The sequence below is a fragment of the Zhengella sedimenti genome, assembly GCF_046506625.1.
Taxonomy (GTDB): domain Bacteria; phylum Pseudomonadota; class Alphaproteobacteria; order Rhizobiales; family Rhizobiaceae; genus Zhengella; species Zhengella sedimenti.
On the sequence record NZ_JBKFFP010000001.1, the window covers coordinates 890,989 to 917,700 of the forward strand.

Sequence of the window (26,712 nt, forward strand, 5' to 3'; positions counted from 1 at the left end):
TAGTGGTGCGAGGGGGAGCGGGAAAGCCATGTTCCGCGTTGACCGTGACCAGAACCGGATCTTCCGCCTCGACAGGAGCCGCTTTGCCGACCTGAACCTGCGCGAGCGCGAGCACCTGCAGGAATGGCTCGCCAACCAGCCCGACGCGCTGGGCGAGGACCTGCTCATCATCCAGAAGGAGTTTGACGGCTTCGCCGACACGCGAGAGCGCCTCGACCTTCTGGCGCTCGACACGGACGGCCAGCTTGTCGTCATCGAGAACAAGCTGGACGACTCCGGCCGCGACGTGGCCTGGCAGGCGCTCAAATATGCCGCCTATGTCTCCACGCTCAACCGGGCCCAGATCATCGACATCTACCAGCAATACCTCGACCGCCATTGCGGCGGCGGCAATGCCGTGCAGGCAATCTGCGACTTCCTGGCGGTGGAGTCGCTCGATGAGGTGGTGCTCAATCCGGGCCACGAGCAGCGGCTGATCTTCATTGCCGCGAACTTCCGCAAGGAGGTAACGGCCACCGTGCTCTGGCTGCGCGAGCACCGCATCGACGCGCGCTGCTACAAGGTGGTGCCCTATCTGTTCGGTGAGGAGTTGTTCGTCGACATCCAGCCGGTCATCCCGACGCCGGAGGCCGCCGACTTCATGATCGGCATGGCCGAGAAGGAGACCGAGGCCCGAACCGCTAAAGGTGCGAGCCATGAAACTGACCAGTTGCGTCTCGACTACTGGGCCCGTTTGCTGGATAAATTGAAAGAAAACAACGTCGGTCTTTATCGCAATGTCAGCCCGGCGAAATACCATTGGTTGAATAATGGATCTGGACTCCCGTCTTGCATATATAATCTTTTCTTCCTGAAAACAGCCATTCTGGTCGGTTTCACGATCCAGCGAAAAGACGCCGAGGAGAACAAGCGGCTGTTCGACCTGTTGTATGATCGCAAGGACGAGATCGAGGCAGCCTTCGGCCATGCGATCGAGTGGCTGCGGCTCGACGGCCAAAAGGCGTCGCGCATCCAGTATGCCTTTGCCTGCGACGGCTATGACCGGGACCGCTGGGACGAGTATGTCGCCTGGCACGTCGAACATATCCAGCGCTGGGAGCGGGCGCTCAAGGGGCCGCTGGCGGACCTGGCCGCGGCCTTGCGCCAGCGGGGCGGGGGTGAGGAATGGCATTCCTGAGCGAGGGAGATCTGGAGGACGCCTTCCTGGCCGCGCTGGCCGAGCTCGGCCATGCCCGTATGTATGGCGTCCAGCACCTGCCGGAGGGCAGCGGGCGGCTGCGCGAGAGCTACCGCCAGGCCATCCTGGAGCCGGTCCTCGTCGACAGCCTCAGGCGCATCAATCGGGGCCTGCCGGACAGCGCCTTGCGCGCCGCCGCCTCGAAGATCACCGATTCCGTTTTCGCCACCGATCTTGTGCAGGAGAACCGCCGCATCCACCGCCTGCTCGTCGACGGCGTCAAGGTGACCTTCCTTGCCGATGGCGAGGAGGTCAACGCCGTTGTCCGGCTGGTGGACTGGGACGACCGGGCCAATGACTGGCGCGCGGTCAGCCAGTTCGACGTGGTCGGCATGTCGCCGCGCATTCCCGATGTCGTCGTCTTCGTCAACGGCATGCCGCTTGTCGTGGTGGAACTGAAGGGCACCGAGGGAAAGGATGTCGAGGCGGCCTTCAACCAGATCGAGACCTACAAGGCGCAGGTGCCGGACCTGTTCCGCACCACGCTGCTGAACGTCATCAGCGACGGGCACAATGCGCGCTATGGCTCCCTTTCGGCCGGGCTGGACCGCTTCATGGCCTGGCGCACGGTGGATGGCGAGGACCTGGTGCCGCCGGGCACCTTCGCGCTTGATACCCTGACGCGCGGGCTCCTGAACCGGCAGACCCTGCTCGCCATGCTGCGCTGGTTCGTCGTCTTCGAGGATGACGGGCGCGGGCCGGTCAAGAAGATCGCCGGCTATCACCAGTTCCACGCCGTGCGCAAGGCCATGGGCGCCATCCGCGATGCCCGCGGCAATGACGGCAAGGGCGGCGTCATCTGGCACACGCAGGGCTCGGGCAAGTCGCTGCTGATGACCTTCCTTGCCGGCCGCGTGATGCATCATCCGGACCTGGAAAACCCCACCCTGCTGGTGCTCACCGACCGCAACGACCTCGACAACCAGCTCTTCGCCACATTCGCGCGCTGCAAGGACGTGCTGGGCGAGGAGCCCGTGCAGGCCGAGAGCATCGGCGACCTCAAGGCCCTGCTGGACCGGCAGGTGGGCGGCGTCGTCTTTTCCACCATCCAGAAGTTCCGGCCCGATGCCGGCGGCGTCTTCCCGGAGATCACGGCGCGCTCCAACGTCATCGTCATGGTGGACGAGGCGCACCGCACCCAATACGGCTTCGACGCCAAGGTGAGCAAGGAGGGCGACGTGCGCTTCGGTCTCGCCTACCAGCTTCGCCGGGCGCTGCCCAATGCCGTCTACGTGGCCTTCACCGGCACGCCGGTGGAACTGGTCGGGGCCAATACGCGCGGCGTCTTCGGCGACTACATCGACGTCTACGACATCGCCCAGGCGGTGCAGGATGGCGCCACGGTGCCGATCTACTACGAGGCGCGCGTCGCCAGGATCAACCTCGACGAGGACCTCGCCGAACAGCTCGACGAGGAGTTCGACGAGGCGACCGAGGGCATGGCCGACGACGAGGCCAACGCCATTGCCCGGAAGTGGTCGCAGGTGGAGGCGCTGGTCGGCGCGGACAAGCGCCTGGACACGGTCGTCGCCGACATCCTCGCGCATTTCGACGCCCGGCTGGAGGCCATCGACGGCAAGGCGATGATTGTCTGCATGAGCCGCCGGATCTGCGTTGAAGTCTATGAGCGGATCGTTACCGCCCGGCCGGACTGGCATGGAGACACGGACGACGAGGGCATGGTCAAGGTGGTCATGACGGGCAACGCGGCCGATCCCGCCGCCATGCAGCCGCACATCCGCTCCAAGGCGCGCCAGGAGGTCATCCGGCAGCGCTACAAGAACCCGGACGATCCGTTGAAGCTGGTGATCGTGCGCGACATGTGGCTGACGGGCTTCGATGCGCCCTGCATGCATACGCTCTATGTCGACAAGCCGATGAAGGGCCACGGCCTGATGCAGGCCATCGCGCGGGTGAACCGGGTGTTCCGCGCCAAGCCGGCCGGCCTCGTTGTCGACTATATCGGCATTGCCGCGGACCTGAAGAACGCGCTGGCGCACTACTCGAAGTCCGACCAGGCCCAGACCGGCGTCGACGAGGCACAGGCCGTGGGGGCCTTCCTCGATGCGCTCGACGTGACCCGGCAGCATTTCCATGGCTTCGACTACCAGGACGCCCTTGCCGGCGATGCCCGCGACCGGCTGCGCGTGCTGCCGGCGGCCATCGAGCATATCCTCGCGAAAGGCAGGGCCGACGACGGCGCCACGGTGAAGCGCTACCAGGACGCCGTGGCTGCGCTGGTCAAGGCATTCAAGCTCGCCTCCGGCAGTCAGCAGGCGACCGATCATGCCGTCGAGGTCGCCTTCTTCACGGCGGTGCGCACCGGCATCGACAAGCTGGACGCCAATCCGCGGGGCAGGGCGGCCGGAGGGTCGGACTTTGCCATCCAGCAACTCGTCAACAACGCCGTTGCCTCGACCGAGGTCGTGGACATCCTCGAGGCCTGCGGCTTCGACAGGCCGGATATCAGCGTCCTGTCCGAGGAGTTCATGATCGAGCTCCAGAGCATGAAACACAAGAACCTGGCCGTGGAGGCGCTCAAGAAGCTGCTGAACGGCGAGATCACCGCCCGCACCAGGACCAACGTCGTCAAGAAAGAGGAATTTTCCGCCCGCCTGGAACAGGCCATCGCCCGCTATCACAACCGCAGCGTGGACGCGCTCCAGATCATCCAGGAGCTGATCGAGATCGCCAAGGACCTGCGCCGGCAGCCGGAAGACGGGCTCAGCGAGGCCGAGCGCGCCTTCTATGACGCGCTGGCTCAGAACAACAGCGCCGTCGAGGTGATGACCAACGAGGCGCTGCAGGTCATCGCCACCGAGCTTGTGCAGACCGTGCGCAACAATGCCGGCACCGACTGGTGGCGCCGGGAGAACGTGCGCGCGAAGATGCGCATCGCGGTGAAGAAGATCCTGCAGCGGCACGGCTACCCGCCCGACATGACCGCAGACGCCGTGAAGACGGTGCTCAAGCAGGCGGAGGCGCTGGCGGCGGCGATGAGCTGACACTTGCCGCGCGCTCTGCCGGAAACGCCTTTCGCCAACCCGGGAAGCGGCAAGAGCGTTCAGCCTGCGCCGCAGGCCTCACGGGTCATGCGCAACAGCTCCTCGGAGATGAAAACAAGTTTCCCGGTCCCGAGATCCTTGCGTGTCCGGACGATGTCTTCCAGCATGTAACTGGCCCACCCTTCGGGGTCCGAGAACTTGCGAAGAGCAAGCTGCCTCGACGAACCCTTGCCCCTTATCCTGCCACCGGCGCACATAAGGGCGTCCTTGATCCCCTTTCTCAATGCCGCGTCGTCACCGGGAATGACAACAACGCCGTGCAGGTGAAGGCGCCCTTCCGGGGAAACCTCGAGGACGAAAGAGTAGGGGAGAACGCGGCCGAGGTGTTGTTTCATCTCCCTGTTCACGTAGTGGGAGAGGAAGCGGGTTGGGTCGTTGTTCGCCCGGGCAGCCGCTTCGCGCTTGGGTGACAGGTTCAGGCTGAAGGTCATGCCGTTGTTCCTGGCCGCGACCCGGACGGACTCGGCGAGCTTGTCCTCTGCCGACGCGTGACGCCACTGGTTCTTGCCGCTGATCGCCCTCGGAGCGTTCGAGCTTCTGTTCTTCTTGGTGCGGCTGCAGGGACCTGCTGAGGTAGGCGCATGAGACCTGTTCGGTGCATCAGGAGAAATGACAACTGGACAAGCCTCGATGAAGACACGGTCAACATTCGGAAAAGAATGATTTTTTCGGTGGTCAAGCGCGATGTCCGCTGTCGCAGTATTGCCATTCTGGTTTGTCGCAATTTTTCCGACTTCGCCAAGAGGCTGACAGCCCGCCTGGGAAACCGCGACAAGACTGTTCGGGGCCACGGTCGCTGGCGCGGACACAGCGTTGACCCCGTCTTCGTCCAGCGCGTCAAGCGCCCATAGGAACCCGCTCAACTCTTCGCGACACGAGTCCGGCGAAACCGCCATTCCCTCGAAGACATCCACGAGGGCTAAAGGGACACGCTGGCCGCAGCCTTTCCATATCAGGAACGCCAGTTCCGACCGCCGACGGATCTCAGCGTGGTTCCAGATTTCACGCAGAGGACTGTGTTCCAACTCATCATCTAGGGTCATTTGTTGGCACCGTTCAACTCGAGCGCCGAGCCGGGATCCTGTCGTTTGGCATGGAAATGGGGTCACCGGCTTGGCTGGAAACGCCGACAGCCCCAGTCATAGGACAGTTGGCGTGGTTCGGGATTCGCATTCCCATTTCGGGGAAGTGGCACGTCGCCCTTTGTCGACGTTCAGTCCGTTCGCTCGTTAGCCGATAAGTCAGTAAGCTCGTTCGTCAGTAAGCCGGTTCGCTCGTTCGTTGCCCGCAGGCGATGTCGTGGAGCCGCTTGGCGTGGCGGGGATGCCCTTGCACGACATATTATTATGATAAGCGATCACTGACTCTCCTTCAAGTAGTAGCAGAGCATTCTTCACGTCGCCAACCGATTCAGGCGATGGAATATGCGCAACCATTTCGGATTTGCGACTGGCGTCTATCTGCTGCCCCGCCAGGCCGCCACTTTCGGGTGTGGTGGTGCTCTGGTTGACTCGTAGAAGCTCCGTGGCGCGCTCCGTCATTTTTTGAGCTATGGATACTGCCCGCGAGACGGAGCGCGCTGGTGAGGCGCTATGAGCGTTTTACACCGCCAGAGGCTGTGCCCGCGGGTCACCATCCGGATGCCCCGATGAGGCAGGCCCGGGGTCGATGTCTTCGACCACATCATTGGACAGCGCATGCTTGAGAGCGGCAAGCTCGTCGCCTGAGATGTTGCTCAACCAGTGGGCGACGATCGGAAACTCTGATCCTAAGGCCCGCCTGAGAATGCCCGCCACATCCGCGGCACGAGTTCCGTGATCCGGTAGCAGAATGCTGCTATCCGGACTTGCTTCCATCGCGGTAAGGTCAGATGGCGCCGGGGTGGTGCCCTTGTTAGTGCCGTTCCTTGCAGCCCGTGCCAACTTGGCGGCCTTGATGCGCTCATCGATGTCCTTGGCCGTGGGCGTGTTTCCCTTGTCGATGTCGTTGATGACGCTCTCGCGAACAGCCTCGGGCGTATTCCTGGCGGACAGCTTGTAGATGGAGGCCGGGGCCAGGGCTTCTACAGCATGCGCCATGCCGCCGAACACCCGCGCGGCCTGCATGTAGTTTTGGGCTGTGCGTTCGCTCCACCCGAAATCGGCCTCGAGCCACTGCCGGAAAGCGCCATGCTTGAGCTTGTTCTTGACCATGAGCAGGTCCTTGCCGGTCGCAAGGATGTTCTTGACGATGTTTGTGTGCCGCTCCCTGATGCGAGCCGCGGCATCACGGATTTCATCAGCGTCGGGCTCGTCTACGCCCTCGTAGTGGAACCGATCAGGCGCGCTCTCGGGCAGGCTGGCAGTAGCACATGGCACATCAAATGTCAGTTCGGTGATCAGGTCATCTTCCTCGTTCTGTGTCGTTATTACGTTGTCGATGGACATCATTGCCTCATGGCTCGTTGACGATGACGCTGATATAGCAACCACGCTGTCGGGAAGTGCACGATCTCCAAGTTTCTTTTCTGATGACCTCGCGCGACTGGCGCGAGGTTTACATCGCGGCGGAAAAACGCGGGCGGGCGTTTTGCGTCAACCTGGCGTCAACATTCGTCAACCCTCATGTGACAGCGTAGATCTTTCGCAGGTCCACGCCACCATAGCGGTGGATCCGACCCGGGATGCTCGCGGCGCCAGAACGCATCCCCATGGCACGTGCGGGGTTCCCTAGGACTTCGACTTGTCACCATGGCGGGATCCGGCGCTGGACGGGAGTGTCTTGGTTCCTCGGGAGCGTCAGCTTGTGCGCCATTCGCCGGCGAAAACGGTAGCGATGACAGCCTGGGTCAACGGTCTGGATGACATAACCAGCTTTGTGATCGAACCGCAGCATGGCGGGAAGCATTCACCTTGATTGGCAACATGGAATCGGTTGACCTTCCAGCTACCTGAACGTCTAGATGATAGTCATGGCACTGTCCTGCTTCTGCTCGCATCCCTGTTCCTGGTGTCCGTCCATCCGGGCACCATGGTTGGCATGGGCGCCAATCATTCGGACCAGCATGAAGCTCTTGCAGGTCAGTCAAAAGGCAAAACCGTGTGGTCGTGATGCAAGACAGGAAATTGAACTGATGAACACGTTCAGGAAAAAATTCCTTGCCCTTTCCCTGCTGGGTGCCATGACGGCGCCGGCCCTGGCTGCCGGAACCGGGGCCCCCATGACCGTCTACAAGTCGCCCTGGTGCGGCTGCTGTGAGGTTTGGGCCGATGCGGTGAAGGCGGCCGGCTTCGCGGTCGAGATCCGTGACACGGAAGACCTCGAACCGGTGAAGGCCCATGCGGGCGTGCCCGACGACATGGTGGCCTGCCACACGGCCATGCTGGATGTGGACGGCCGCAAATACGTCGTCGAGGGGCATGTGCCGCTGGAGGCAATCGACAAGCTGATGAGCGAACGGCCGGATATCCGCGGCATAGCCGTGCCGGGCATGCCGCAGGGGTCGCTCGGCATGGGGCATGACGAGAACGCGCGTTACACCGTCCATTCCTTCACGGGCGGCGCCGCGGGCACGACCGCGGTGTTCTTTGAGGCGGGCGTCCGATGATGCTATCGAAGAACGGCCTCGCCGTATCAGCGTTCCTGGCCGGGTCGGCATTTTCAGGCCCGGCGGGTGCGGCAGGGCTTCTCAAGCCCGATGACCGGGAAATCGTGGCGCGCGGCGAGACGATCTATGCGGATCACTGTGCCGCCTGCCACGGCACCGACCTGCAAGGCGAACCCGATTGGCGGACGCGCAAGGACAATGGGCGCATGCCGGCACCCCCGCATGACGAAACGGGCCATACCTGGCATCATCCCGACCAGATCCTTTTCGACATCACCAAATTGGGAATCGTCAAAGCCGCGGGGCTGAGGAACTACACGTCCGACATGCCCATCTATGGCGAGATCCTGAGCGACGACGAGATCATCGCCGTCCTGTCGTGGATCAAGGCGCAGTGGCCGGTCGAGGTGCGTGCGCTGCATGACCAGATGAATGCGCGCTTCGCGCGGGAGCGTGAATGAATGGCAGGCGCCGCCGGGTGGCCCGGTGGCTCCTGCCTTCGTCCGGCAGCCGGTTTCGTCAAGGCATTGCTTGACCTTCCAGTGGATGGAAAGCCTAGCTTCCACTGATGGAACACGAGCATCATCAGCATCACGCCCGCGACGTTCACGACAGCTCGGCTCATACCGTCACCGATCCCGTCTGCGGGATGCAGGTGAAACCCGGCAAGGACACGCCGTCAGCATCCTACAAGGGCGAGACCTATCATTTCTGTTCGCGCAAATGCCATGACCGCTTCGAGGCGGACCCCTGGCACTTCGCCAGCGGCCGGGCCACGGGCAGGACCGGCATGGACGGCAAGGCGCGGCAATATACCTGTCCGATGCATCCGGAGATCGTCCGGGACGAGCCGGGAAGCTGCCCGATCTGCGGCATGGCGCTGGAGCCCGTTACTGCCGCGCCTGATGAGAAGAACGAGGAACTGATCGACTTCACGCGGCGCATGTGGATCGCCGTCGCAGCCGCCGTGCCGCTGATGATCCTGACCATGGGGCCGATGGTGGGCCTCCCCTTGCGCGACTGGATCGGCCACACAATGGCCGGCATCGCCGAATTCGTTCTGGCAACGCCAGTGGTCCTGTGGGTGGCGCTGCCATTCTTCAGGCGCGGCTGGTCGTCCATTGTCAATGTCTCGCCGAACATGTGGACGCTGATCTCGATCGGCGTCGCATCGGCCTATGTCTACTCCGTCTTCGCCGTCTTCCTGCCGGACCTGTTCCCTGCCGATTATCGCGGCGACGGCGGTGTCGGCACCTATTTCGAGGCGGCGGTCGTCATTGTCGCGCTGATCTTTGTCGGGCAGGTGCTGGAGTTGCGCGCGCGGGAGAAGACCGGCGATGCGATCCGGGCGCTGATGGACCTGGCGCCGAAGACCGCGCGGCGGATCACGCCGGACGGTGACGAGTATGACGCGCCGCTGGAGAACATCCTGGCCGGCGACAGGCTGCGAGTGCGTCCGGGCGACAGCATCCCGGTGGATGGCATCCTGCTCGAAGGGCATTCCTCCATTGACGAAAGCATGATCACCGGTGAACCGGTTCCCGTCGAAAAGGCCGCGGGCGACAGCGTGACCGGCGGCACGCTCAACGGCAGCGGCTCCTTCGTCATGGAAGCGACAAAGGTCGGCGCCGACACCATGCTTTCGCAGATCGTCGACATGGTCGCCAATGCGCGGCGGTCACGGGCGCCCATCCAGGGCATGGCAGACCGTGTCTCGTCCGTTTTCGTGCCTGCGGTGGTGCTGGCGGCCATCGTCTCCTTCATCGCCTGGTCCATCTTCGGCCCGGACCCGGCCCTTGCCTTCGCCTTTGTCTCCACCGTCTCGGTGCTCATCATTGCCTGCCCTTGCGCGCTCGGTCTTGCCACGCCCATCTCGATCACGACGGCGGCGGGGCGGGGTGCGCAAGCAGGTGTGCTGATCAAGGATGCCGAAGCGCTGGAGCGCATGGCCAGGGTGGATACGCTGGTCGTGGACAAGACCGGCACGTTGACGGAAGGCAGGCCGAGGCTCACCGATGCCATCGCGGTGAACGGGTTCGAAGAAGCGCAGGTGGTGGCGCTGGCGGCCAGCCTGGAGCGCGGCTCGGAACATCCGCTGGCCGAGGCCATCGTCGAGGGCGCTCAGGATCGCGGGCTTGAGCTTGCAGACGCCACCGCCTTCGAAGCGGTTACCGGCAAGGGTGTCAAGGGCGAAGTGGCCGGCAAGGCGCTGATGCTGGGCAATGACGCGCTGATGGAAGAGGCCGGCATCGAGGTGGGGGAGGCAGCAGACAAGGTCGCGGAATTGCGCGCGGACGGCAAGACGGCGATGTTCCTGGCCGCGGACGGGCGGATCGCGGGCATTGTCGCGGTTTTCGATCCGGTGAAGGAGGGAACGCCGGCTGCCATCGAGGCACTGCACAAGGCGGGCCTGACGATCATCATGGCGACCGGCGACAACGAGCGGACGGCGCTCGCCGTGGCCGGAAGGCTCGGCATCGACGACGTGCGCGCCGGTGTGCTTCCGGAGGACAAGAAGAAGCTGGTCGACGAACTGCACCGCAAGGGCCGCAAGGTTGCCATGGCGGGCGACGGGGTGAACGACGCGCCGGCGCTGGCTGCGGCGGAAGTTGGCATCGCGATGGGCACGGGTGCCGACGTGGCGGTGGAAAGCGCCGGCATCACGCTGCTGCGCGGCGACCTGAGCGGCATCGTGCGGGCGCGCAACCTGGCGCGGGCGACGCTGCGGAACATCCGGCAGAACCTGTTTTTCGCCTTCGTCTACAACGGCGCGGGAATCCCCGTCGCCGCCGGTGTTCTTTATCCGCTGACCGGAACCCTGTTGTCACCCATGATCGCGGCCGCTGCCATGAGTCTTTCCTCGGTCTCGGTGATTTCCAATTCGCTGCGACTGCGCCGTATCGACCTCGATACTTGACCTTCCAGCAAGTGGAAGGTCTATCTGTTGACCATGCGTATGTTTCTCGCGATCTGCCTGGCCTTTGTGTTCGTGCTCGCCCATCCAGGTGTGCCGGGCGGACCGGCGCTCGCGCGGCAGGCCGAGGCGGCGGTTGCCGCCACCATCGCCAAGGTCCATGCTCATGACGAAGGGGATGTTGTCCTGAGAGGCGACGGTCACCCTTGCTGTCCTGGCATGGCGGGCGGAACCGTCAGCCAGGGCAAGGCCAGCCATTGCAGCCTCGATGGCGGGTTCATCGCCGCGCAGCCGACAGGCCTTCCCGCCCGTTGCGCCAGCATCCACGTGCCGCCCGTCGCCCATGGATTTCAGTCGGCCGATCCCGGCGCCATCCTTCATCCTCCCATGCCGGCCTGATCCGCCCGGCCTTACACCATTTCCATGGCAGGCCGCGATCACCAGAATTGAACGACGGACGAACGTCCGTTCGGCATGACAAGAGGATACCATCATGAACATCGGCCAGGCGGCGCAACGCGCCAACCTTCCGCCCAAGACTATCCGCTATTACGAGGAAATCGCGCTCATAAAGCCGGATCGCGCCGAGAACGGCTATCGGGATTATTCCGAGGCCGACGTTCACCGGCTGCGCTTTCTCCAGCGTTCCCGCAGCCTCGGCTTCACCATCGAGGAATGCCGCACGCTGCTCTCGCTCTACGAGGACAAGCACCGCGCCAGCGCCGATGTGAAGGCCCTGGCGAGGCAAAAGATCAGTGAGGTCGAGCGCAAGATGGCGGAGCTGAAATCGCTGCGCGAAACGCTTTCCGTGCTGGTGAAGCATTGCCATGGCGACGACCGGCCGGACTGCCCGATCATCGAAAGCCTTGCCGGGGAACGTGTCGAATGAGCAGGCGGATTATCCTTGCGGCAATCGCCGCGGTTGCCCTGGCGGTCATCGGGCTTCGTTTGCTGACCCCTGACGGGAACCGCGACACGTCAGTCACCGGCGCGGCACTGGCCGATGTCACGGTGCCGCCGCTCACGGGCACCGCGCTTGAGGGCAAGGCGGTCTTTGACGCCCATTGCGCGGCATGCCACGGCGAAAACGCAGCCGGGCGCGACGGCGCCGGCCCGCCGCTGGTCCACACTATCTACCGTCCGGGCCATCATGCCGATGCGTCCTTCATCCTGGCCGCGCGCAACGGTGTCATCGCTCATCACTGGAGCTTCGGCAACATGCCGCCGGTTCCCGAGGTGAGCGATCAGGACGTGGCAAAGGTCATCGCCTATGTGCGGACGTTGCAAGAGGCAAACGGGATCCACTGAGAGCAGGACAAGGCGAAATTGCCTGGCGGGTTCTGGCCGTGCGAAATCGTCTGCCCGATCGTCAACTGCGCAGGTATTTGATCAGGGCGGCAATCGCCAGCACGACAAGGATGAGGATCAGCAGCATGCCGATGCCGCCAAACCCCATGCCCATTCCGTAGCCATCCATCATGTGATCGTCTCCTTCATGGTCGTGGCAAGGTGCCGCCGTGTCAGCCACAGGGCGAACGGCGGGATCAGGAGCCACTGCATCAGCGGGCTGAGGCCCGTGCCAAGGGGTGGCACGCGCGGCATGAGGTCCGAATAGGTCCAGCGCAGGCTCACCTCGGTGTAGTAATATTCGAAGCCAATGGTGAGAAGCAGGCCCGTTGCGATGTAGATTGCGACGGGCAACGGTTGCCAGGTGCGGAACCAGAAGCGTGAGCGCGCGATGAGGCTGGCAAGCAGGAATGCTGTCAACGCAAAGCCGACATCGCCGACGGTTGCCTCCAGGCAAAGGATCACCCCATCCCAGTGTGCCATGGTGGCCATGCCGGCATAGGTGGGTGCCTGCAGCATCTCCCATACGAAATGCAGCAGGAAGGAAAAGAAGGCCAGCCAGATTTCCGGAACGTTTCGTGTCATGGCGGGCTAGATCCTCGTTACGCGTCACTGGTCGTCCACGCGTAGGCCTTTCACCTGCTGGAAGGTCAAGGCGACGCATTGCGGGGGGTGGGGTGCGAACCGGCTGCCTCGCCACGGAACCTTCCAGCGCTGGAAGGACGTTTCCTCCCACACATGCCTGAACAACCGATCAGTTCCGAGAGGAGAGTTCCATGTCCTATGTCCGCTTCGGCCTGATGATCCTGACCTCGACGGTCGTGATGTTCATCCTGATGTATCTCAACACCTATGCCTGGGAGCACGTCTTCTTTTCCGAGACGCGCGTCTACATGGCGCTGGTCATGGGCGCCACGATGGCGGTCATCATGCTTGCCTACATGCTGGGCATGTATTCGAACCGCTCGCTCAACATCGCGATTTTCGCCGGGTCGGTGATCGTGTTCGCACTCTCGCTCTGGCTCGTGCGCAGCCAGGTGACCGTTTCGGGCCCGAGCTACATGCGGGCGATGATCCCGCACCATTCAATCGCGGTCATGACGTCGGAGCGGGCGCGGATACGCGATCCACGCGTGCGCAAGCTTGCAGACGGCATCATCGCGGCACAACGCCGCGAGATCGCGGAAATGCGTTACCTGATCGCCGATGTGGCGTCCGGCAATATCGTGGCCGATATCTACAGGGACCCGCCGGCCGAACCCGGCACCATACAGGATGCCCTCGACAATACCCTGATTTCCACCCTTGATCCGGCGCCCATGCCCGAGGCCGAGGCGGAACAGATTCTTTCGGCAAGCCAGCGTTGCCGGTTCAATCGCAGTCCCGAGACCGATCCCATCCTCTGGGCGCCGGCTGACGGAAACATGGCCGCCATGAAGCTCAACGGCGTGCTTGTCAGCCTCAATGGCAGCAGCAGTGCGGAAGATGGTGCGCGCCGGTTCGAGACGGAAGGCGCTGTCGTCCGCGTCGTCCCGCTGACGGAAGACGAGGCTGACTGGCGCCAGAATGCCGAACTCGTATTCTCCCTCGAACAGGGCCTTTCGGTCGGCTATCGCGGCTTCTGGAGATGCTCCGGATAACCGGGCGTGATCGCGGACAATGAAGGTGTTGTGCCTCGGAAGGCCGACACCCCGCCCATCCCGGACAAACAGGTGGTTCCAAACCGTCATGTCGGCGGCGCCAGAACGCATCCCCATGGCACGTGCGGGGAGCCCTAGGACTTCCACTTGCCGACATTGCGGGATCCGGCGTTGAAAAGGAGTGCCTTGGTTCCTCCGCGCCGCTGCCTACGCAGCCATTCCTTGCCATGGATCCCCGTTCTGGGAAACCTGTCGCCCTCGATCATGCATGCCGGGTCAATGGCAGGTCCCACTGTCTCCAGCGCCGTTGGCGAGGTATCGCATCGGGGCAGGCGAATGTGTAACCGCTCTTCGAACATCTGACAGCCAAAGTCCGGTGAAGCGCTGCCCTGGGTCGGGTCGCTGCGAGCCTTGGGCCATGTCGACGTGACATCCGACTGACGCCATCGATTTCTTGTGCACCCTTGCCAGGGCGCGCGATGGTGACGTATGTGAAAGCCGGCTGGCACCCGTTGGTCGCGAAGGCTGTTCGTAGCCAGCCCCGGAACGAGGTCGACCATTCAGGCCATGTATCTGACCGATTCTCAGTCATCTCTCTCGTGACGCTATACGTGACCATACGACCTGATCGGAGACAAACCCTATCAACTGACCCGCTTGCGATCACGGGTGGTGCGATCGTGCCGGAATGATGATGGGATGTCATATGTTGCTCTTGCCAGGTTGATTGACGGGCGAACGCCATGTGCGGTTCACCAGAGGATCAGAGCAAGTGTGCTAATGTTCAAGGGTGCAAGGGCGCATATGCCGGGGTAACTCACCATGACGTGCTTGAGGCGCGACGACCGGAGACGCATCCGCAGTTTCATATCCAACTGGGTTCGGTCTTACCGCCACATTGACTTCTTCCGGCTCAGCACGCGCCGTAGCAGCTGCACCCGCCTGAGCGTCGGTGCGGGATCGCGGCCGTCCGAGATCATCCGCAGGAAGGTGATCCATGCCTTCTCGTTTTCGCTCAATCCCGAAATCGTCATTTCCCGAAAATCCCCCTGATCGCCGCACGCGCCCGGGTCGTCAGCGCGGGGTCGCTGTTGTCGCTGGCGTCGCGCAACTCGTCCAGCCAGGCGGCCTCGTTCTCGGTCACGACCGCGCGGAAGATCTGCCGGATCGCCGTCTCCGTCGTCGGGCTATCATGCTGGTCGAGGGCCATGCGGAACAGCAGGGCCGCGTCGCATTCGAGCGCCTTCGCCAGCGCCGGCACGCGGTCGAGCGCCAGCTTCGACGATCCGTTCTTGATCATCGACATGATATTCGCGTTGGTGAAACCAGCGTCGGCGGCGATCCGCGCCTGCGTCTTGCGGTATTTCAGTTCCAGCACCCTCCTGGTAACGAACTTCGCCAGGAGGGTGTCTGCGTAAGGGCGGCCGGGCTTGCGGGTGGTCATGATCAGCGTCTCCATCTGCGCACGCGACATGCATGCTTCTGATGAAAGCTATAGCGAGGGGTCAGCGGGGAGTTGTCGGGGGAAGCTGGTTGTTGATCAAACCCGTGGCGTTTCATATGCACCCGAAGAGGAGGAGACGGCCCCGCGCTCAGGTCAGGCGACGTCAACAGCCATTGAGGCGATACCGAAGACGAACCGCGGGTGCAAGGCCGTCGTGAAGCTTATTCGGGGTTAGAAGAAATCGAAAAAAACGCAGTGAAATCAGTGCCCGGATTTGGGCGGTTAGAAAGCCCAAGTAGTTGATTGTATTGACAATGATCACTCCCCTTGGGAGTGCCAATATTTTCAACAGCTTGGCTCCATATCCATCTGGCCCGTCCAATATGGGAAAAAATGGCTTTTGTGATCCAACCGCCTCTTCAGCCATGAAATGCGTATTTTGCGCGCATTTGACCATGGCAATTAGGTTCAATTGGCAGGTGGGCACCGATATCGTTCGACCGCCTTCACGCCAGGCGGGTCTCCAAATTCTTTCTACCGGTCAGAAGCAGGGCAAGCCACTTTCAGACATGGCAATGCTGACCCTGTTGGGACGTGCCCTGCCAGGGAACTTTCATCCAATGGCGGTTTGAGCCTCGGCAGACTTCGGCTCGGTCGAATTTTTCCGAGCCTTTCCAATAGCCTGAGTTTCAATCCCGCCAAGATTTCGGACATAGAGTGAGCCTGTGGCCACTTGCCCTTTCCGATGCGGTGGTCGCTCTTCCTGCGATGGGTCTAGCCCGACAACATGACCTTGGCGGCCCGAAGCAATGCGCGCGGATCGCGGTCGCTGCGCACGACCGGCGGCGGGGGCGGCACCTTTCCGGTGAGCCCATGCACCGCGGTCCAGGCGGATCGGATCGAATATTCGACCGTGAACACGCAGTCGCGCGGGATCTCGCAGAACTGGCCGATCACGGCGAAGTTCAGGGCCTCGCGGGGAATCACCGGCGGCCTGTCGCCTGTCTTTCGCGGCATGAACTGGCTGGTGATGAAGGGCATCCGGCAGGGGATCACCTGCGCGCCGTCGAAGAACGCTGCGCGCTGGTGCGGGGTCAGCCGTAGCTGGTGGGCCAGCTCCTCCAGCACCTCCGCTCCGGTGGCCTCCGCCATCGGTTTCCGGACGGCATCGCCCGGCCGGTCGCCGCGCAGTCCGTAGCCCCAGAACACCGGCCGGTCGGCCGGCTGGTCCCGGAAATGCGGCTGGTGGAACATCACGATCGACATCAGCCAGCCCGAGTCCGCAAAGGTGACAAGGCCTCCGGTGCCGGTCCGGTTGCTGCTGAAGTCCTCCATGAAGGTCACGAAGGCGGACGAGGCCAGCGTGACGGTGAAGGACGTCCACGATGTCTGCTGCGGCTGCCCGGCGAAGACCTCTGGCCGGCCCAGCCCCTCGTGATGCGCCGCCAGGCGCCGCCATAGATCAAACCCGGGGGCCGGCCCGTCCGCGGGCGGAGGGGCTACAGTCCTCTCGCCGGTCACGGTGGCGTCTGTCATCGAGCCAAGCGTCAGGTAGACGCAATCCTCGGGGGCGATGTCGATGACCTCTCCGGACGCGAGATGAAGCGCCGTTACCTGGCGGCCGCCCGTCCCGCCCGAAATGGTCACGTCGATGACGCGGCTTTCCGTGCGCACGGTCACGCCGCGGGCCGACAGCCAGGCCAGGATCGGCGCGATGATCGAGTCATGCTGGTTGTAGCGGGTGCGCAGGATGCCTTCGATCCGCGTCAGGCCGGGGAAGAGGTGCAGGAAGCGGCGCATGTAGCGCCGCATCTCCAACACTGAATGCCAAGGCTGGAACGAGAACATCGTCGACCACATGATCCAGAAGTTCGTCTCGAAGAAGGCCGGTGCGAACCAGTTCTCGATGCTGCGCCCCTCGATCTGCCCCTCGGGCACCAGCAGCAGGCGGTTGAGCGCCACGATCTCTTCCGCGCCAAGGCCGAGGCTGTAGCGGTCTTCCGCCTTGTGGCCATCGCGGACGATACGGCACTCGGCCCGCCCCGGCACCATCCGGTTGAAGGCCAGGATGTCATCCTTCACCGAAACCGCGGGATCATCGGGCGCGGGTATCGCGGACAGGAGATCGAGCGTGCAGACGAAATTCGGTTCGAACATGCGCCCGCCACGGGTAAGGTAGCCCATCCCTGCATTCCCGGACCCATCGAGACTGCCCCCGGCTGTGGCATGATTTTCGAGGATCGTGATCCGGTCACCCGGCACGTTGCCGTCACGGACCAGCAGAACAGCGGCCGACAGGGCCGCGATCCCGCCCCCGACCATGTAGTGTCGCCCATTTCCTTCGGTGGGTTGCATCGGCAGCGCTCCTGTTCAAATTTGTCCAACACGCGGGGCTGTTTTCCGGAACCCGGCAAGATGCAGCATGAACCCGCTTGCCGCTTGCCCGCCTTGTTCGAGATCAACGCGGTTTCGTGACGGGTCTGCGATATTTCTCTTGCTGAATTCGTCGCGGGAAATCCGAAGGCATCGGACGAGACATGAATGATGGGTCTGTTGTGGCCCCCTTTCCGGTACGTCCGCTGGCGGCCATAGGCGTCACGCCCGGGCTGGTGGTGATCCGCCGTTTCTAGGCATGCCTGCGCGGCGGACTCCATGCCTGGCATGCACAAGCCACCTGGCACACCGGCGCGCCGGTGATGGATTTCGTGTTCACCGTCTGCGACAACGCCGCTAAGGAGGCCTGCCCGGTCTGGCCCGGCCAGCCCATGTCGGCCCATTGGGGCGTGCCCGATCCCGCCGCCGTGGAGGGCACCGAAACCGAAGTCGCGCTGGCCTTCGCCGAGACCTACCGGATGCTGACCCAGCGCATCTCGATCTTCTGCTCGCTGCCGCTTTCCAGCATCGACAGGCTGTCGCTGCAAAGAAGGCTCGGCCAGATCGGCACGGCATCGGCTGCGGAAGAAACCGCATGACGGTCGTCATCCACCACAAATCCTGTTTTCACCACCCCCCTTGGAAGATGGCAAAATCATCAAGACGAAAGGCGCCCGGGCGCACCGCCGACGCATCTTGAAGGCCAGGTTCCGTTGGGCGTCCAGCTTGTCGGGGCCATGCACGACGATGTTTTCGTGCTTGACGTGGCCGAACGGCTGGAGAAGGAACTGGGAACCATCTGGCAGAAACGCGAAACCCCGGAGATGATCCCGTGAGCACAATCGAACGCCATCACACCAACGCCCGCATGTCGCAGATCGTCATTCATGGCGACACGATCTATCTCGCTGGTCAGGTCGGCACGTCTGGCGCCAGCGTGGCGCAGCAGACGCAGGACTGCCTCGACGCCATCGACCGGCTGCTGGCCGAGGCCGGATCGGACAAGTCGCGCATCCTGCAGGCGATCATCTGGCTGGCCGACATGGCAGACTTCCAGGAAATGAACGCTGTGTGGGACGCCTGGGTGCCTGAAGGCGATGCACCGGCGCGCGCCTGTGGCGAGGCCCGGCTTGCCGCGCCCGGATACACGGTCGAGATCATCGTGACGGCTGCCCGATCCTGACCGCGCACATTGCGCCAGCCGGGGCGGCTGCGTCCACGGCTGGTCGGGGCGGCATGTCGCGGGCTTGTCTCCGTTTGCGCCCGACCACCGCCGCAGCAGTTGCCCTTGAGCGTCGGGGCGGGGTCGCTTCCAGCGTGGCCGTTGTCTGACCATCCCGTGATCGCGTCTGCGCAAGCAAAGCCTTTCGAGTGCCAGTCTGCCTGGCTCAGCGCTCACGCTGCGCAGGAATCGTCAGGACATCGATCGGCGACGACCTCAAGACCTGCTCGGTTACGCTCCCTAGAAGCAGTTTTGCCAGGCCGCCCTGGCCATGCGTTGATATCACGATGAGGTCTGCTTGTTGCTCGGCAGCCGCATTCAATATCTCATTTTGCGTCGTTGTTGCCTCGTGCCGCAGTATTTGCCTGACCGTTCCGCGGTTCAGAGAAGCAACGAATGTTGCAAGGGCAGCCGTTGCACCCCGCTTTTCGTCTTCCATGTAGTTGTTCTTGTCATCCTTCGAAATCGAATGGCTGAACGACAGACGAAGCGCCGGGACATCGAATATGTAAATTATGGAATTCAGTGAATTATCATGAATCCCAAGATCGTAGAAATGTTCGAGCGCATGCTTGGATCTGTCCGACAGGTCTGTCGTTGCCAAAATATGTTTGTACAGACTGGCCGGTGGTGCATTCACCATCAGAACAGGACGCTCGACGGAACGAATGATACGTTCCGCAGTGGTGCCAATGAAGACATCCCGGAGCACTTGGCGTCGATGTGATCCGATGACCAGCAGGTCGGGCGATGTGTCCAACGCGGCTTGGACAATTCCGAGGAATGGCGAGGCCACCGGGACAAGTGCCTCGCAGGGCACACCGTCTACATCGCGAAGGGTAGCTGCCATTTGGGTCAGGAGCGTCGAAGCTTCTGCCCGTTCAGCCTCAACTATCCGTCTTGGCTGATCGTCATCGACGACATGAACGAGCAGGATTTCAGCTCCGAATTGGCGAGCAAGGAGGGTGGCGCGCCGCAACGCCCGATCCGATCTTTCCGAGAAGTCCGTTGCCACCAGTATTTTCTTCATCGCACCCCGTCCCGTCTTTCGCCGTTCAATCAAATACGTAGTGCTTTCCGTCATGCAAACCTATTTGAGAGTCACGGAGAAGACAAAGCAGGAAACGACAACACCTTCGGCATCGGACAGAGCCTGAGCAACAAGGGCGGAAGGGAAGAACAGTTGATGGATGTGTTTGTTCATTCGCCCTTTGCGGAGATCGCGGCACTTCTGGTGCTTGCTGCCGTGGTCGGGTTCCTCGGGATCATCCTGCGCCAGCCGCTGATCGTCAGTTTCATCGCGGTCGGCCTGATCGCGGGACCGTCCGCGCTGGACCTCGTCCGATCGGACGAGCAGATCAGCCTGCTGTCCGAACTCGGTATCGCGGTCTTGCTGTTCCTCGTCGGCATCAAGCTTGACGTGAAGCTCATCCGCTCGCTCGGGGCGGTGTCGCTCCTGACCGGGCTTGGCCAGGTGGCGTTCACTTCGATCTTCGGATACCTGATCGGACTCGCGGTCGGGCTTGGTCATGTCACCAGCCTGTACGTCGCCGTGGCGCTGACATTTTCCTCGACCATCATCATCGTGAAGCTGTTGTCGGACAAACGCGAGATCGACAGCCTGCACGGCCAGATCGCGCTCGGCTTCCTGATCGTGCAGGACCTCGTCGTCGTGCTTGCGATGATCGTGCTTTCGGCCATCGGCATCGGTGCGGCGAGTGACGGCGGCCATGGTGGCGGGTCGGTTCCGCTGGTCCTGGCCGCGGGCGTGGCGATGATTGCGCTGGTGGTCCTTTTCGTCCGCTACATCGCCAATCCGCTGACCGAGCGGCTCGCCTGCGCGCCTGAGCTTCTGGTGATCTTCGCCATCGCCATGGCCGCGATGTTCGCTGCGGCCGGTGACATCGTGGGTCTCGGCAAGGAGGTGGGCGGCCTGCTGGCAGGCGTCGCGCTCGCCTCGACCCCCTACCGCGAGACCATCGCCGCGCGCCTCGCGCCGCTGCGCGACTTCCTGCTCCTGTTCTTCTTCATCGCGCTCGGTTCCGCGCTCGATCTATCCCTGCTTGGCGCGCATGTCAGCGGGGCGATTGTCTTCTCGCTCTTCGTGCTGATCGGCAACCCGCTCATCGTGCTGGCGATCATGGGCGCGATTGGCTACCGCAAGCGCACGGGCTTCCTGGCGGGTCTGACAGTTGCGCAGATCAGCGAATTTTCGCTCATCTTTGTCGCCATGGGCGTATCGCTCGGCCATGTACAGGAGGACGCGCTCGGCCTCGTCACCATGGTCGGCCTCGTGACCATCGCTGCCTCGACCTACATGATCACCTATTCGCACCGGCTCTACGCGGTGTTCGAGCCGCTCCTCGGCATGTTCGAGCGCCAGGGCACGCCGCGCGAGCCGTCCGAGGCCGGGGCCCATCGCGAGGACGGCTACAAGGTCATCGTCTTCGGGTTGGGACGGTTCGGCACCGCCATCGGGATGCGCCTCAAGAAGCGGGGCATACGGGTGCTCGGGGTGGACTTCAACCCGTTCGCGGTGCGGCGTTGGCGGGAACTGGGGCTCGAGACCGAGTTCGGGGATGCGACCGACCCTGAATTCGTGGCCGAGCTTCCACTGTCGCCGGCCGAATGGATCGTCTCGACCGTGCCGGTCCATCCGACCGGCCTCAGCCACGAGGACACGCGCAGGACGCTGATCCAGCTCACCCGCACCTCGGGTTTCCGTGGACGCGTGGCCGTTGCTTCGCACCATCACAAGGATACCGAAGAACTCTTCGCTTCCGGAGCCGACATGGTGCTGGAGCCGTTCCAGGACGCGGCCGACCGTGCAGTCGAACTGCTCTGCGGCGCTCCCGAAGAGGAACGCACCGAGATCCCTGCCATCGAAACGGAAGGCAAACAGGCGTAGTGGACGCCGTCAGGAAAACCGTTCCCGATACCCCCGGTCCCATCGTTCGCCCATTCGGTCACGATGGAAAGCATAACTCCGCTCGGTCGTGCCATTGCCTCGTCCATCCATTGTCCCGGAACCTGTGCGCCGGCGGCAATGCGTCTCAGCCGGCCAAGAGTTCCGCCGGATCGACCCCGCGTTTTTCGGCGCTCTGGCGCACCGCGGCCTGAAGGGCAGCGCTGCGGCCCAGCAGCCGGCGGAACCGCGCCTCGTCCAGGACGAGCAGCGTGGAAGGGGCGATGGCGCGAACCTCGGCCCGGCGGGCCTTCTTCATCAATACCGCCATCTGGCCGAACATTTCGCCGCGGCCAAGCCGCCAGGTCTGGCCGGCGCTCTCCACTTCGATGGCCCCGGAGGCAATGAAGAAGACGCTTCTTGCGGGACTGTCCTTGCGGATGATGACATCGCCGGCATTCACATAGCGTGTCCTCAGCGCGCGTCCGAGACGCTTGAGAGACGTCTCGTCGAGACCGGCGAAGAGCGGGAACTGCCGCACGAGTTCGGCACGCTGAAGCGCGATGTCGAGGCGCGGGCGCTCCTCGGCGGCGGCCCGGCGGGCATCGAGTTCGTGCATCAGCGCGGTATGGACCTCCGCGCCGATCAGTCCGTCCTCGCGCATGGCGACGTATTCCCGTTCTTCCAGCCGCAGCGCCGTGCGCCGGATGAAGCGGCGTTCCAGTTCCTCCGCGTAGCCCGGATATTGCAGGCGCAAGCCTTCCAGCGCCGTTTCCACGGCCTCGATCCGCCGGGCGAGCAGTTCCTGCAGCAACTCGGCCACCCGCCGGCCATGAATGCGCCGGATGCGCCCTTCGATGAAGGCGCCGAGATCGCGCAGGATGAGCCGCTGCGAGAGCAGGAGTTCGAAACGGTCGGCAGTCATTCTCGCCAGAGGTCCCGACAAGCCCAGGCGGCCGTTGAGCAGCACGGCGAGGCGGAAGGCTCGGCCATAGGCGACGCTGCGGCGGGCGGCGCGCTGGTAGCCGCTCCGGCCCTGGGACCGCGCCCCCTCGATCAGCCGGTCGGCGTTCGAGACGACCTGCTCGGCCATGCGCGCCGAGATCCTCCGCTCGCGCACGCGGGCGAGGATGGTATCGCGCTCGTGGCCCGCCAGCGCGATGAGCCCGAGCGTGATCCGGTCGCGGTCGAGGATGTCGCCGCTCTCTTCGGCCGACTTAACCGCGGCGTCGAGCCGCTCGGCGAACCGCTTGGCCTCCGAACGGACGGTGTCATGGCTGAGATCATAATTCCCGGTCGTGCGGGCCACGTCCTCGCGCACCGTCTGGAGCGCGACAGCGACCACCTGGCGCGACAAGGCCTCGTCGATGGGCGACAGCCGGTCGAGCCCGAGCCGGCTGATCACGAGCCGCAGCGTGGTGCCCTGGACGATCAGGGTGAAGAGCGTGAAGCCGGTCGCCAAAATACCGACGACCCGTTGAATGTCATCGGGAACCCGGAAGCTCTCTGTCACCGCGAGCGCCAGCGCCAGTGTCACCGCGCCGCGCAAGCCGCCCCAGAGGATGGCGACCCGGTAGGGCGGCTCCACCGCCGGCGAGAGCCTGAGGACCGTCAGAAGCGGCAGGAGCCCGAACAGGATCACCGCGCGGGCGGCGATCGCGGCCAGCACCACGACACCGACCAGAACGAAGTCCCCGAGCCGCACCTCCTCCAGCAGCCGCGGGATCAGGAGTGCGGCCAGGATGAAGATCAGCGCCCCGGCCCAATGGGCCAGCACGTTCCAGAGTTCGCGCAGGTTCGCCCATGCCTGCGGCGGCACGCGTCCCGGTCCGGTGAGGTTCATCGTCAGCCCGGCAGCAACCACGGCGATGACGCCGGAGGCCCCAATGCTCTGCTCGGCCACGATATAGGCCAGATAGGGTAGCGCGACCGAGATCGATATCTGCGCCAGCTCGAACCTGTTGAACAGTGCCATGACCCGGACGGCGATCATCGCCGCCAGCCAGCCGGTGACCGCGCCGCCGGCGATCAGCACGGGAAAGCGTGCAAGCGCCTCACCGAGATCGGGATCCGGCACGCCCATCATGACGAAGCCCATGAAAAGCCCGAACAGCGCGATGGCCGCGGCATCGTTCAGCAGACTCTCCCCCTCGATGATGCGTGCAAGCCGGCGTGGCGCCGAAATCGAGCGGAAAATGGTGACGACGGCAGAAGGATCGGTCGTCGAGACGATCGCCCCGATCAGCAGGCAGGCGGCCAGCGGCAGCGCGCTTGCCCAGGACAGGGCGTATCCCACACCGAGGGTCGCCACCACCACCGCCACCACCGCCAGAACCAGGATCGGCACCCAGTCGTCGAGCATGCGGCGCAGGTTCATGCCGAGCGTCGCCTGGAAGAGCAGCGTCGGCAGGAAGACATAGAGGAAGACGTTGGACCGGATCGGCAGGCCGAGGATCGCCTCCGCGACGGGATTGAGCGCGTCGGTCAGTTCCGTGCGCAGGAAGAAGATCGCTCCGGCACCGATCAGCACACCGAGCGCCGCGAGTATCACGCTGTAGGGCACGCGCAGGCGCGCGGCGAGCGGCTCGGCCGTGCCGATGACCAGGAAGAGCGAGGCTATGACCGTGGTGACGAGAACGATATCCATTCCCTTGAACTAGCTTGAATTCCGGGCCGGTGGAATCGCCAAGGCCGGATGCAGCAGCAGAAGTGCGCAATTCCCTCGTCAAGGCCTTGCCCGTGGTGCCCTCCTTGGCCCTCCCCGGCGGCCCGGGAAACGGCGTCACAGGCGCACGCCGCGTCACGCCGTTGCGACAAAGCGATGGACAAGACGGCAAAAGCGACGCACAGATTCATCATCCAGACAACGGCCAACGGTCGGCATGCATGACAGACGCTGCGATCCCTGCCCATGATCCGGGCGCCGTCCCCGGCATGTCCGCCCATGATCTTCTGCCGCCGGACCTGATCGCCCTGGCGCAGGGCGGCGTCAGCGTCGTCATCGGGTGCTGCGACCTCGCCGGCAACCCGCTGTCCGGAGTGGGGCTCGGCGCGCGGGTCGACCATGCCGGCTGCATGAGGGTCTTTGCAAAAAGGGCAACGAATGCGCCGCTTCTGGCGGCCATCGCCGCCGGGGCGAAACTGGCGGTGACGTTCAGCCGCGCCATCGACCATGCGTCGTTCCAGGTGAAGGCGCATGGCGGCGTGGTGGGCGACGCCGATCCCGGCGATCACCCCGAAATCCTGCGCCAATGCATGGTCTTCCGTGACGAACTCATCGAAATCGGCCTGCCGCCGCAGGTGGCCGGAAGCTGGGCCAATGCCGACCTGGGCGACGTGGTGTCGATCGCATTCCGGCCCTGCCAGGCTTTCATGCAAACGCCAGGCCCCGGCGCCGGCGGCCCGGTGACAACGCCATGACAACGGTCGACATCAAGCCGCTGCGCCGGTCGATGGAGGGAATCGTCGCTGCCGTTCTGACGACCTGCGACGCCGAGGGCATGCCCAATGTTTCCATGATCTCGCAGGTGCACTTCGTCGACAGCGACCATGTCGCGCTCAGCTACCAGTTCTTCAACAAGACGCGGCGCAACGTGCTGGCAACGCGCAAGGCTTCGGTCATGATCACCGATCCGGTCACGCTGGTCACGCACCGTCTGGCACTTCACTTCGTCGAGACGCAGAGCAAGGGGCCGGTTTTCGAAACCATGCGGGCGAAACTCGCCGGCATCGCGTCCCACCATGGCATGGACGGGATCTTCCGGCTGCTAGGCGCCGACATCTACCGCGTCACGGCGGTCGAGGAGGTGGAATGCTGGCAATTGCTGCCCGAGCCGCCGGCCCATCAGTTGCTGGCGAACCTGCGCGCCTGCCAGGACGGTCTGGAGGGCTGCGATGATCTGGAGGACCTGCTGGAAACAGCGCTGGCCGGCCTCGAACGGCATTTCGGCATCCGCTATGCGATGGTCCTGATGGCGGAAGCGGAGGCGGAGCGTCTCTACACGGTGGCGTCGCGCGGCTACGCACATTCCGGCATCGGCTCGGAAGTGGCGTTCGGCGAGGGCGTGATCGGTGTCGCGGCGCGCGAGAAGGCGCCGATCCGCATCGGCCACATGACGATGGAATACCGCTACGGGGCGGCCATGGTGCATACCGCGAGGCGCGCGGGCATCCTCAGTGGCGTGCCGACGGAAATCCCGTTTCCCGGCCTGAAAAACCCGCGCAGCCAGATCGCCCTGCCCATCCTGCTCAAGAAAGAACTGCTCGGCATCCTTTTCGCCGAAGCCGAGGAGACCATGCGCTTCGGCTATGACGAGGAGGATGCGCTGATGTTGCTGGCCGGCCACCTGGGCCTTCTGGCCGGCATGCTGAAGGACGACAGCATCGCGGCCGAGACGTCGGACGGGCCGCATCCCGTCGCGCCGGATGGCGTGGTGACGGTGCGATACCACGCGCCGGACCAGAGCGTCTTCATCGGTCATGACTACCTCATCAAGGGGGTTGCCGGCGCGATCCTCTGGCGCGTGCTCGGCGAGTTCAGGGATACCGGCCGGACGGATTTCACCACGCGCGAACTTCGCATCGACCCGGCACTGCGCCTGCCCGAACATGCCGAGAACCTCGATGCCCGCCTCATCCTTCTGCGCAAGCGGCTGGAGGAAAGGCAGGCCTGCCTGCGCATCGAGAAAAGCGGGCGCGGGCGCTTCCGGCTCGTCGCCCATTGCAGGCTGAAGCTGGAAAACCTGGCTGCTGCGCAGGCCCTGTCGGCCGAATAGTATTCTTTTAGCATTTCGCGATGAAAGTCTTAGCAGGCGCACCCGGCCGCCTGCCTGTATCTCATCCGCCATGCACCGGGCCGGCCCTGACGGGCGGTCCCGATGCCGGTGCCGCGCGCAAGGCGGCATTTTCAGTCGAAAAGAGTGACCACGGAACGCCGCGCTGCAAAGCCATCGCGCTAGCGTGCGGAGCCGTCAAGACAC

At 63.7% G+C, this 26,712-nt stretch carries 23 protein-coding genes and 1 pseudogene; 16 read left to right on the plus strand and 8 right to left on the minus strand.

Annotated features, from left to right (window positions below; translation table 11 throughout):
* The first annotated feature begins 28 nt into the window (after positions 1–28).
* Together ACLB6G_RS04435 and ACLB6G_RS04440 are read left to right on the plus strand one after the other, a co-directional pair.
* Positions 29–1,177 (plus strand): DUF4268 domain-containing protein, encoded by a 1,149-nt coding sequence (locus tag ACLB6G_RS04435; RefSeq protein ID WP_410354896.1) that lies wholly within the window; start codon positions 29–31, stop codon positions 1,175–1,177.
* Positions 1,165–4,242 (plus strand): type I restriction endonuclease subunit R, encoded by a 3,078-nt coding sequence (locus ACLB6G_RS04440; RefSeq protein ID WP_410354897.1) that lies wholly within the window; start codon positions 1,165–1,167, stop codon positions 4,240–4,242. The genes ACLB6G_RS04435 and ACLB6G_RS04440 overlap by 13 nt, the downstream gene beginning before the upstream one ends.
* A 59-nt stretch (positions 4,243–4,301) precedes the next feature.
* Here ACLB6G_RS04440 and ACLB6G_RS04445 read toward each other — a convergent pair whose 3' ends face one another.
* Positions 4,302–5,345: a hypothetical protein gene (locus ACLB6G_RS04445; protein WP_410354898.1), complete on the minus strand. Its 1,044-nt coding sequence runs from the start codon at positions 5,343–5,345 to the stop codon at positions 4,302–4,304.
* Positions 5,346–5,903: 558 nt separating this feature from the next.
* Positions 5,904–6,731, minus strand: coding sequence for a DUF3102 domain-containing protein (locus ACLB6G_RS04450; protein ID WP_410354899.1), 828 nt, complete (start codon positions 6,729–6,731; stop codon positions 5,904–5,906).
* A 683-nt stretch (positions 6,732–7,414) separates the two neighbouring features.
* On the opposite strand from ACLB6G_RS04450, the gene ACLB6G_RS04455 reads away from it, so the two are divergent.
* The 6 genes from ACLB6G_RS04455 (at position 7,415) to ACLB6G_RS04480 (ending at position 12,110) form a co-directional block, all read left to right on the plus strand.
* A complete protein-coding gene (locus tag ACLB6G_RS04455) occupies positions 7,415–7,888 on the plus strand; it encodes a DUF411 domain-containing protein (RefSeq protein WP_410354900.1) in 474 nt (157 codons plus the stop codon).
* On the plus strand, positions 7,885–8,349 hold the full coding sequence (locus tag ACLB6G_RS04460; RefSeq protein WP_410354901.1) for a c-type cytochrome: 465 nt from the start codon (positions 7,885–7,887) through the stop codon (positions 8,347–8,349). Before ACLB6G_RS04455 ends, ACLB6G_RS04460 begins: the two co-directional genes overlap by 4 nt.
* Before the next feature lie 107 nt (positions 8,350–8,456).
* Positions 8,457–10,805 (plus strand): heavy metal translocating P-type ATPase, encoded by a 2,349-nt coding sequence (locus ACLB6G_RS04465; protein ID WP_410354902.1) that lies wholly within the window; start codon positions 8,457–8,459, stop codon positions 10,803–10,805.
* Between the two features lie 27 nt (positions 10,806–10,832).
* The gene (locus ACLB6G_RS04470) at positions 10,833–11,201 is read left to right on the plus strand and encodes a hypothetical protein (RefSeq protein WP_410354903.1); all 369 of its coding nucleotides are present in this window, start codon (positions 10,833–10,835) and stop codon (positions 11,199–11,201) included.
* Positions 11,202–11,295: 94 nt separating this feature from the next.
* Complete coding sequence (cueR, locus tag ACLB6G_RS04475) at positions 11,296–11,691, plus strand: Cu(I)-responsive transcriptional regulator (protein ID WP_410354904.1); 396 nt, start codon at positions 11,296–11,298, stop codon at positions 11,689–11,691.
* A complete protein-coding gene (locus ACLB6G_RS04480) occupies positions 11,688–12,110 on the plus strand; it encodes a c-type cytochrome (RefSeq protein WP_410354905.1) in 423 nt (140 codons plus the stop codon). Before cueR ends, ACLB6G_RS04480 begins: the two co-directional genes overlap by 4 nt.
* Before the next feature lie 168 nt (positions 12,111–12,278).
* Here the strand turns inward: ACLB6G_RS04480 and ACLB6G_RS04485 are convergent, their stop codons facing one another.
* Positions 12,279–12,734, minus strand: a complete 456-nt coding sequence (locus tag ACLB6G_RS04485) for a hypothetical protein (RefSeq protein ID WP_410354906.1) — start codon at positions 12,732–12,734, stop codon at positions 12,279–12,281.
* Positions 12,735–12,925: 191 nt separating this feature from the next.
* Here ACLB6G_RS04485 and ACLB6G_RS04490 point away from each other — a divergent pair, with 191 nt between their 5' ends.
* A complete protein-coding gene (locus ACLB6G_RS04490; protein WP_410354907.1) occupies positions 12,926–13,789 on the plus strand; it encodes a DUF305 domain-containing protein in 864 nt (287 codons plus the stop codon).
* A gap of 887 nt (positions 13,790–14,676) precedes the next feature.
* Here the strand turns inward: ACLB6G_RS04490 and ACLB6G_RS04495 are convergent.
* Both ACLB6G_RS04495 and ACLB6G_RS04500 read right to left on the minus strand, forming a co-directional pair.
* Positions 14,677–14,823 carry a ubiquitin family protein gene (locus ACLB6G_RS04495; protein ID WP_410354908.1) on the minus strand — a complete coding sequence of 49 codons (147 nt, stop codon included), beginning with the start codon at positions 14,821–14,823 and terminating at the stop codon, positions 14,677–14,679.
* Positions 14,820–15,263, minus strand: a complete 444-nt coding sequence (locus tag ACLB6G_RS04500) for an XRE family transcriptional regulator (protein ID WP_410354909.1) — start codon at positions 15,261–15,263, stop codon at positions 14,820–14,822. Before ACLB6G_RS04500 ends, ACLB6G_RS04495 begins: the two co-directional genes overlap by 4 nt.
* A gap of 269 nt (positions 15,264–15,532) precedes the next feature.
* Here ACLB6G_RS04500 and ACLB6G_RS04505 point away from each other — a divergent pair, with 269 nt between their 5' ends.
* Positions 15,533–15,865 (plus strand): hypothetical protein, encoded by a 333-nt coding sequence (locus tag ACLB6G_RS04505; RefSeq protein ID WP_410354910.1) that lies wholly within the window; start codon positions 15,533–15,535, stop codon positions 15,863–15,865.
* Between the two features lie 142 nt (positions 15,866–16,007).
* Here the strand turns inward: ACLB6G_RS04505 and ACLB6G_RS04510 are convergent, their stop codons facing one another.
* Entirely contained in the window at positions 16,008–17,588 is a 1,581-nt protein-coding gene (locus ACLB6G_RS04510) for an oleate hydratase (RefSeq protein ID WP_410354911.1), read from the minus strand.
* A 329-nt stretch (positions 17,589–17,917) separates the two neighbouring features.
* Between ACLB6G_RS04510 and ACLB6G_RS04515 the strand changes: the two are divergent.
* From ACLB6G_RS04515 to ACLB6G_RS04525, 3 genes and pseudogenes are all read left to right on the plus strand, one after another.
* A pseudogene (locus ACLB6G_RS04515) lies at positions 17,918–18,205 on the plus strand (arsenate reductase ArsC); the annotation flags it as partial.
* Positions 18,206–18,319: 114 nt separating this feature from the next.
* The gene (locus ACLB6G_RS04520; RefSeq protein WP_410354912.1) at positions 18,320–18,442 is read left to right on the plus strand and encodes a hypothetical protein; all 123 of its coding nucleotides are present in this window, start codon (positions 18,320–18,322) and stop codon (positions 18,440–18,442) included.
* A complete protein-coding gene (locus ACLB6G_RS04525; RefSeq protein ID WP_410354913.1) occupies positions 18,439–18,789 on the plus strand; it encodes a RidA family protein in 351 nt (116 codons plus the stop codon). Before ACLB6G_RS04520 ends, ACLB6G_RS04525 begins: the two co-directional genes overlap by 4 nt.
* A 205-nt stretch (positions 18,790–18,994) precedes the next feature.
* On the opposite strand, the gene ACLB6G_RS04530 is transcribed toward ACLB6G_RS04525, so the two are convergent.
* Positions 18,995–19,858 (minus strand): universal stress protein, encoded by an 864-nt coding sequence (locus tag ACLB6G_RS04530; RefSeq protein ID WP_410354914.1) that lies wholly within the window; start codon positions 19,856–19,858, stop codon positions 18,995–18,997.
* A 156-nt stretch (positions 19,859–20,014) separates the two neighbouring features.
* Here ACLB6G_RS04530 and ACLB6G_RS04535 point away from each other — a divergent pair, with 156 nt between their 5' ends.
* Complete coding sequence (locus tag ACLB6G_RS04535; RefSeq protein ID WP_410354915.1) at positions 20,015–21,736, plus strand: cation:proton antiporter; 1,722 nt, start codon at positions 20,015–20,017, stop codon at positions 21,734–21,736.
* A gap of 145 nt (positions 21,737–21,881) precedes the next feature.
* Here ACLB6G_RS04535 and ACLB6G_RS04540 read toward each other — a convergent pair whose 3' ends face one another.
* The gene (locus tag ACLB6G_RS04540) at positions 21,882–24,380 is read right to left on the minus strand and encodes a cation:proton antiporter (RefSeq protein ID WP_410354916.1); all 2,499 of its coding nucleotides are present in this window, start codon (positions 24,378–24,380) and stop codon (positions 21,882–21,884) included.
* 239 nt (positions 24,381–24,619) lie between these two features.
* Between ACLB6G_RS04540 and ACLB6G_RS04545 the strand changes: the two genes are divergently transcribed.
* Entirely contained in the window at positions 24,620–25,153 is a 534-nt protein-coding gene (locus ACLB6G_RS04545) for a hypothetical protein (protein WP_410354917.1), read from the plus strand.
* The gene (locus ACLB6G_RS04550) at positions 25,150–26,508 is read left to right on the plus strand and encodes a GAF domain-containing protein (protein ID WP_410354918.1); all 1,359 of its coding nucleotides are present in this window, start codon (positions 25,150–25,152) and stop codon (positions 26,506–26,508) included. Before ACLB6G_RS04545 ends, ACLB6G_RS04550 begins: the two co-directional genes overlap by 4 nt.
* The last annotated feature ends 204 nt before the right edge of the window (positions 26,509–26,712 follow it).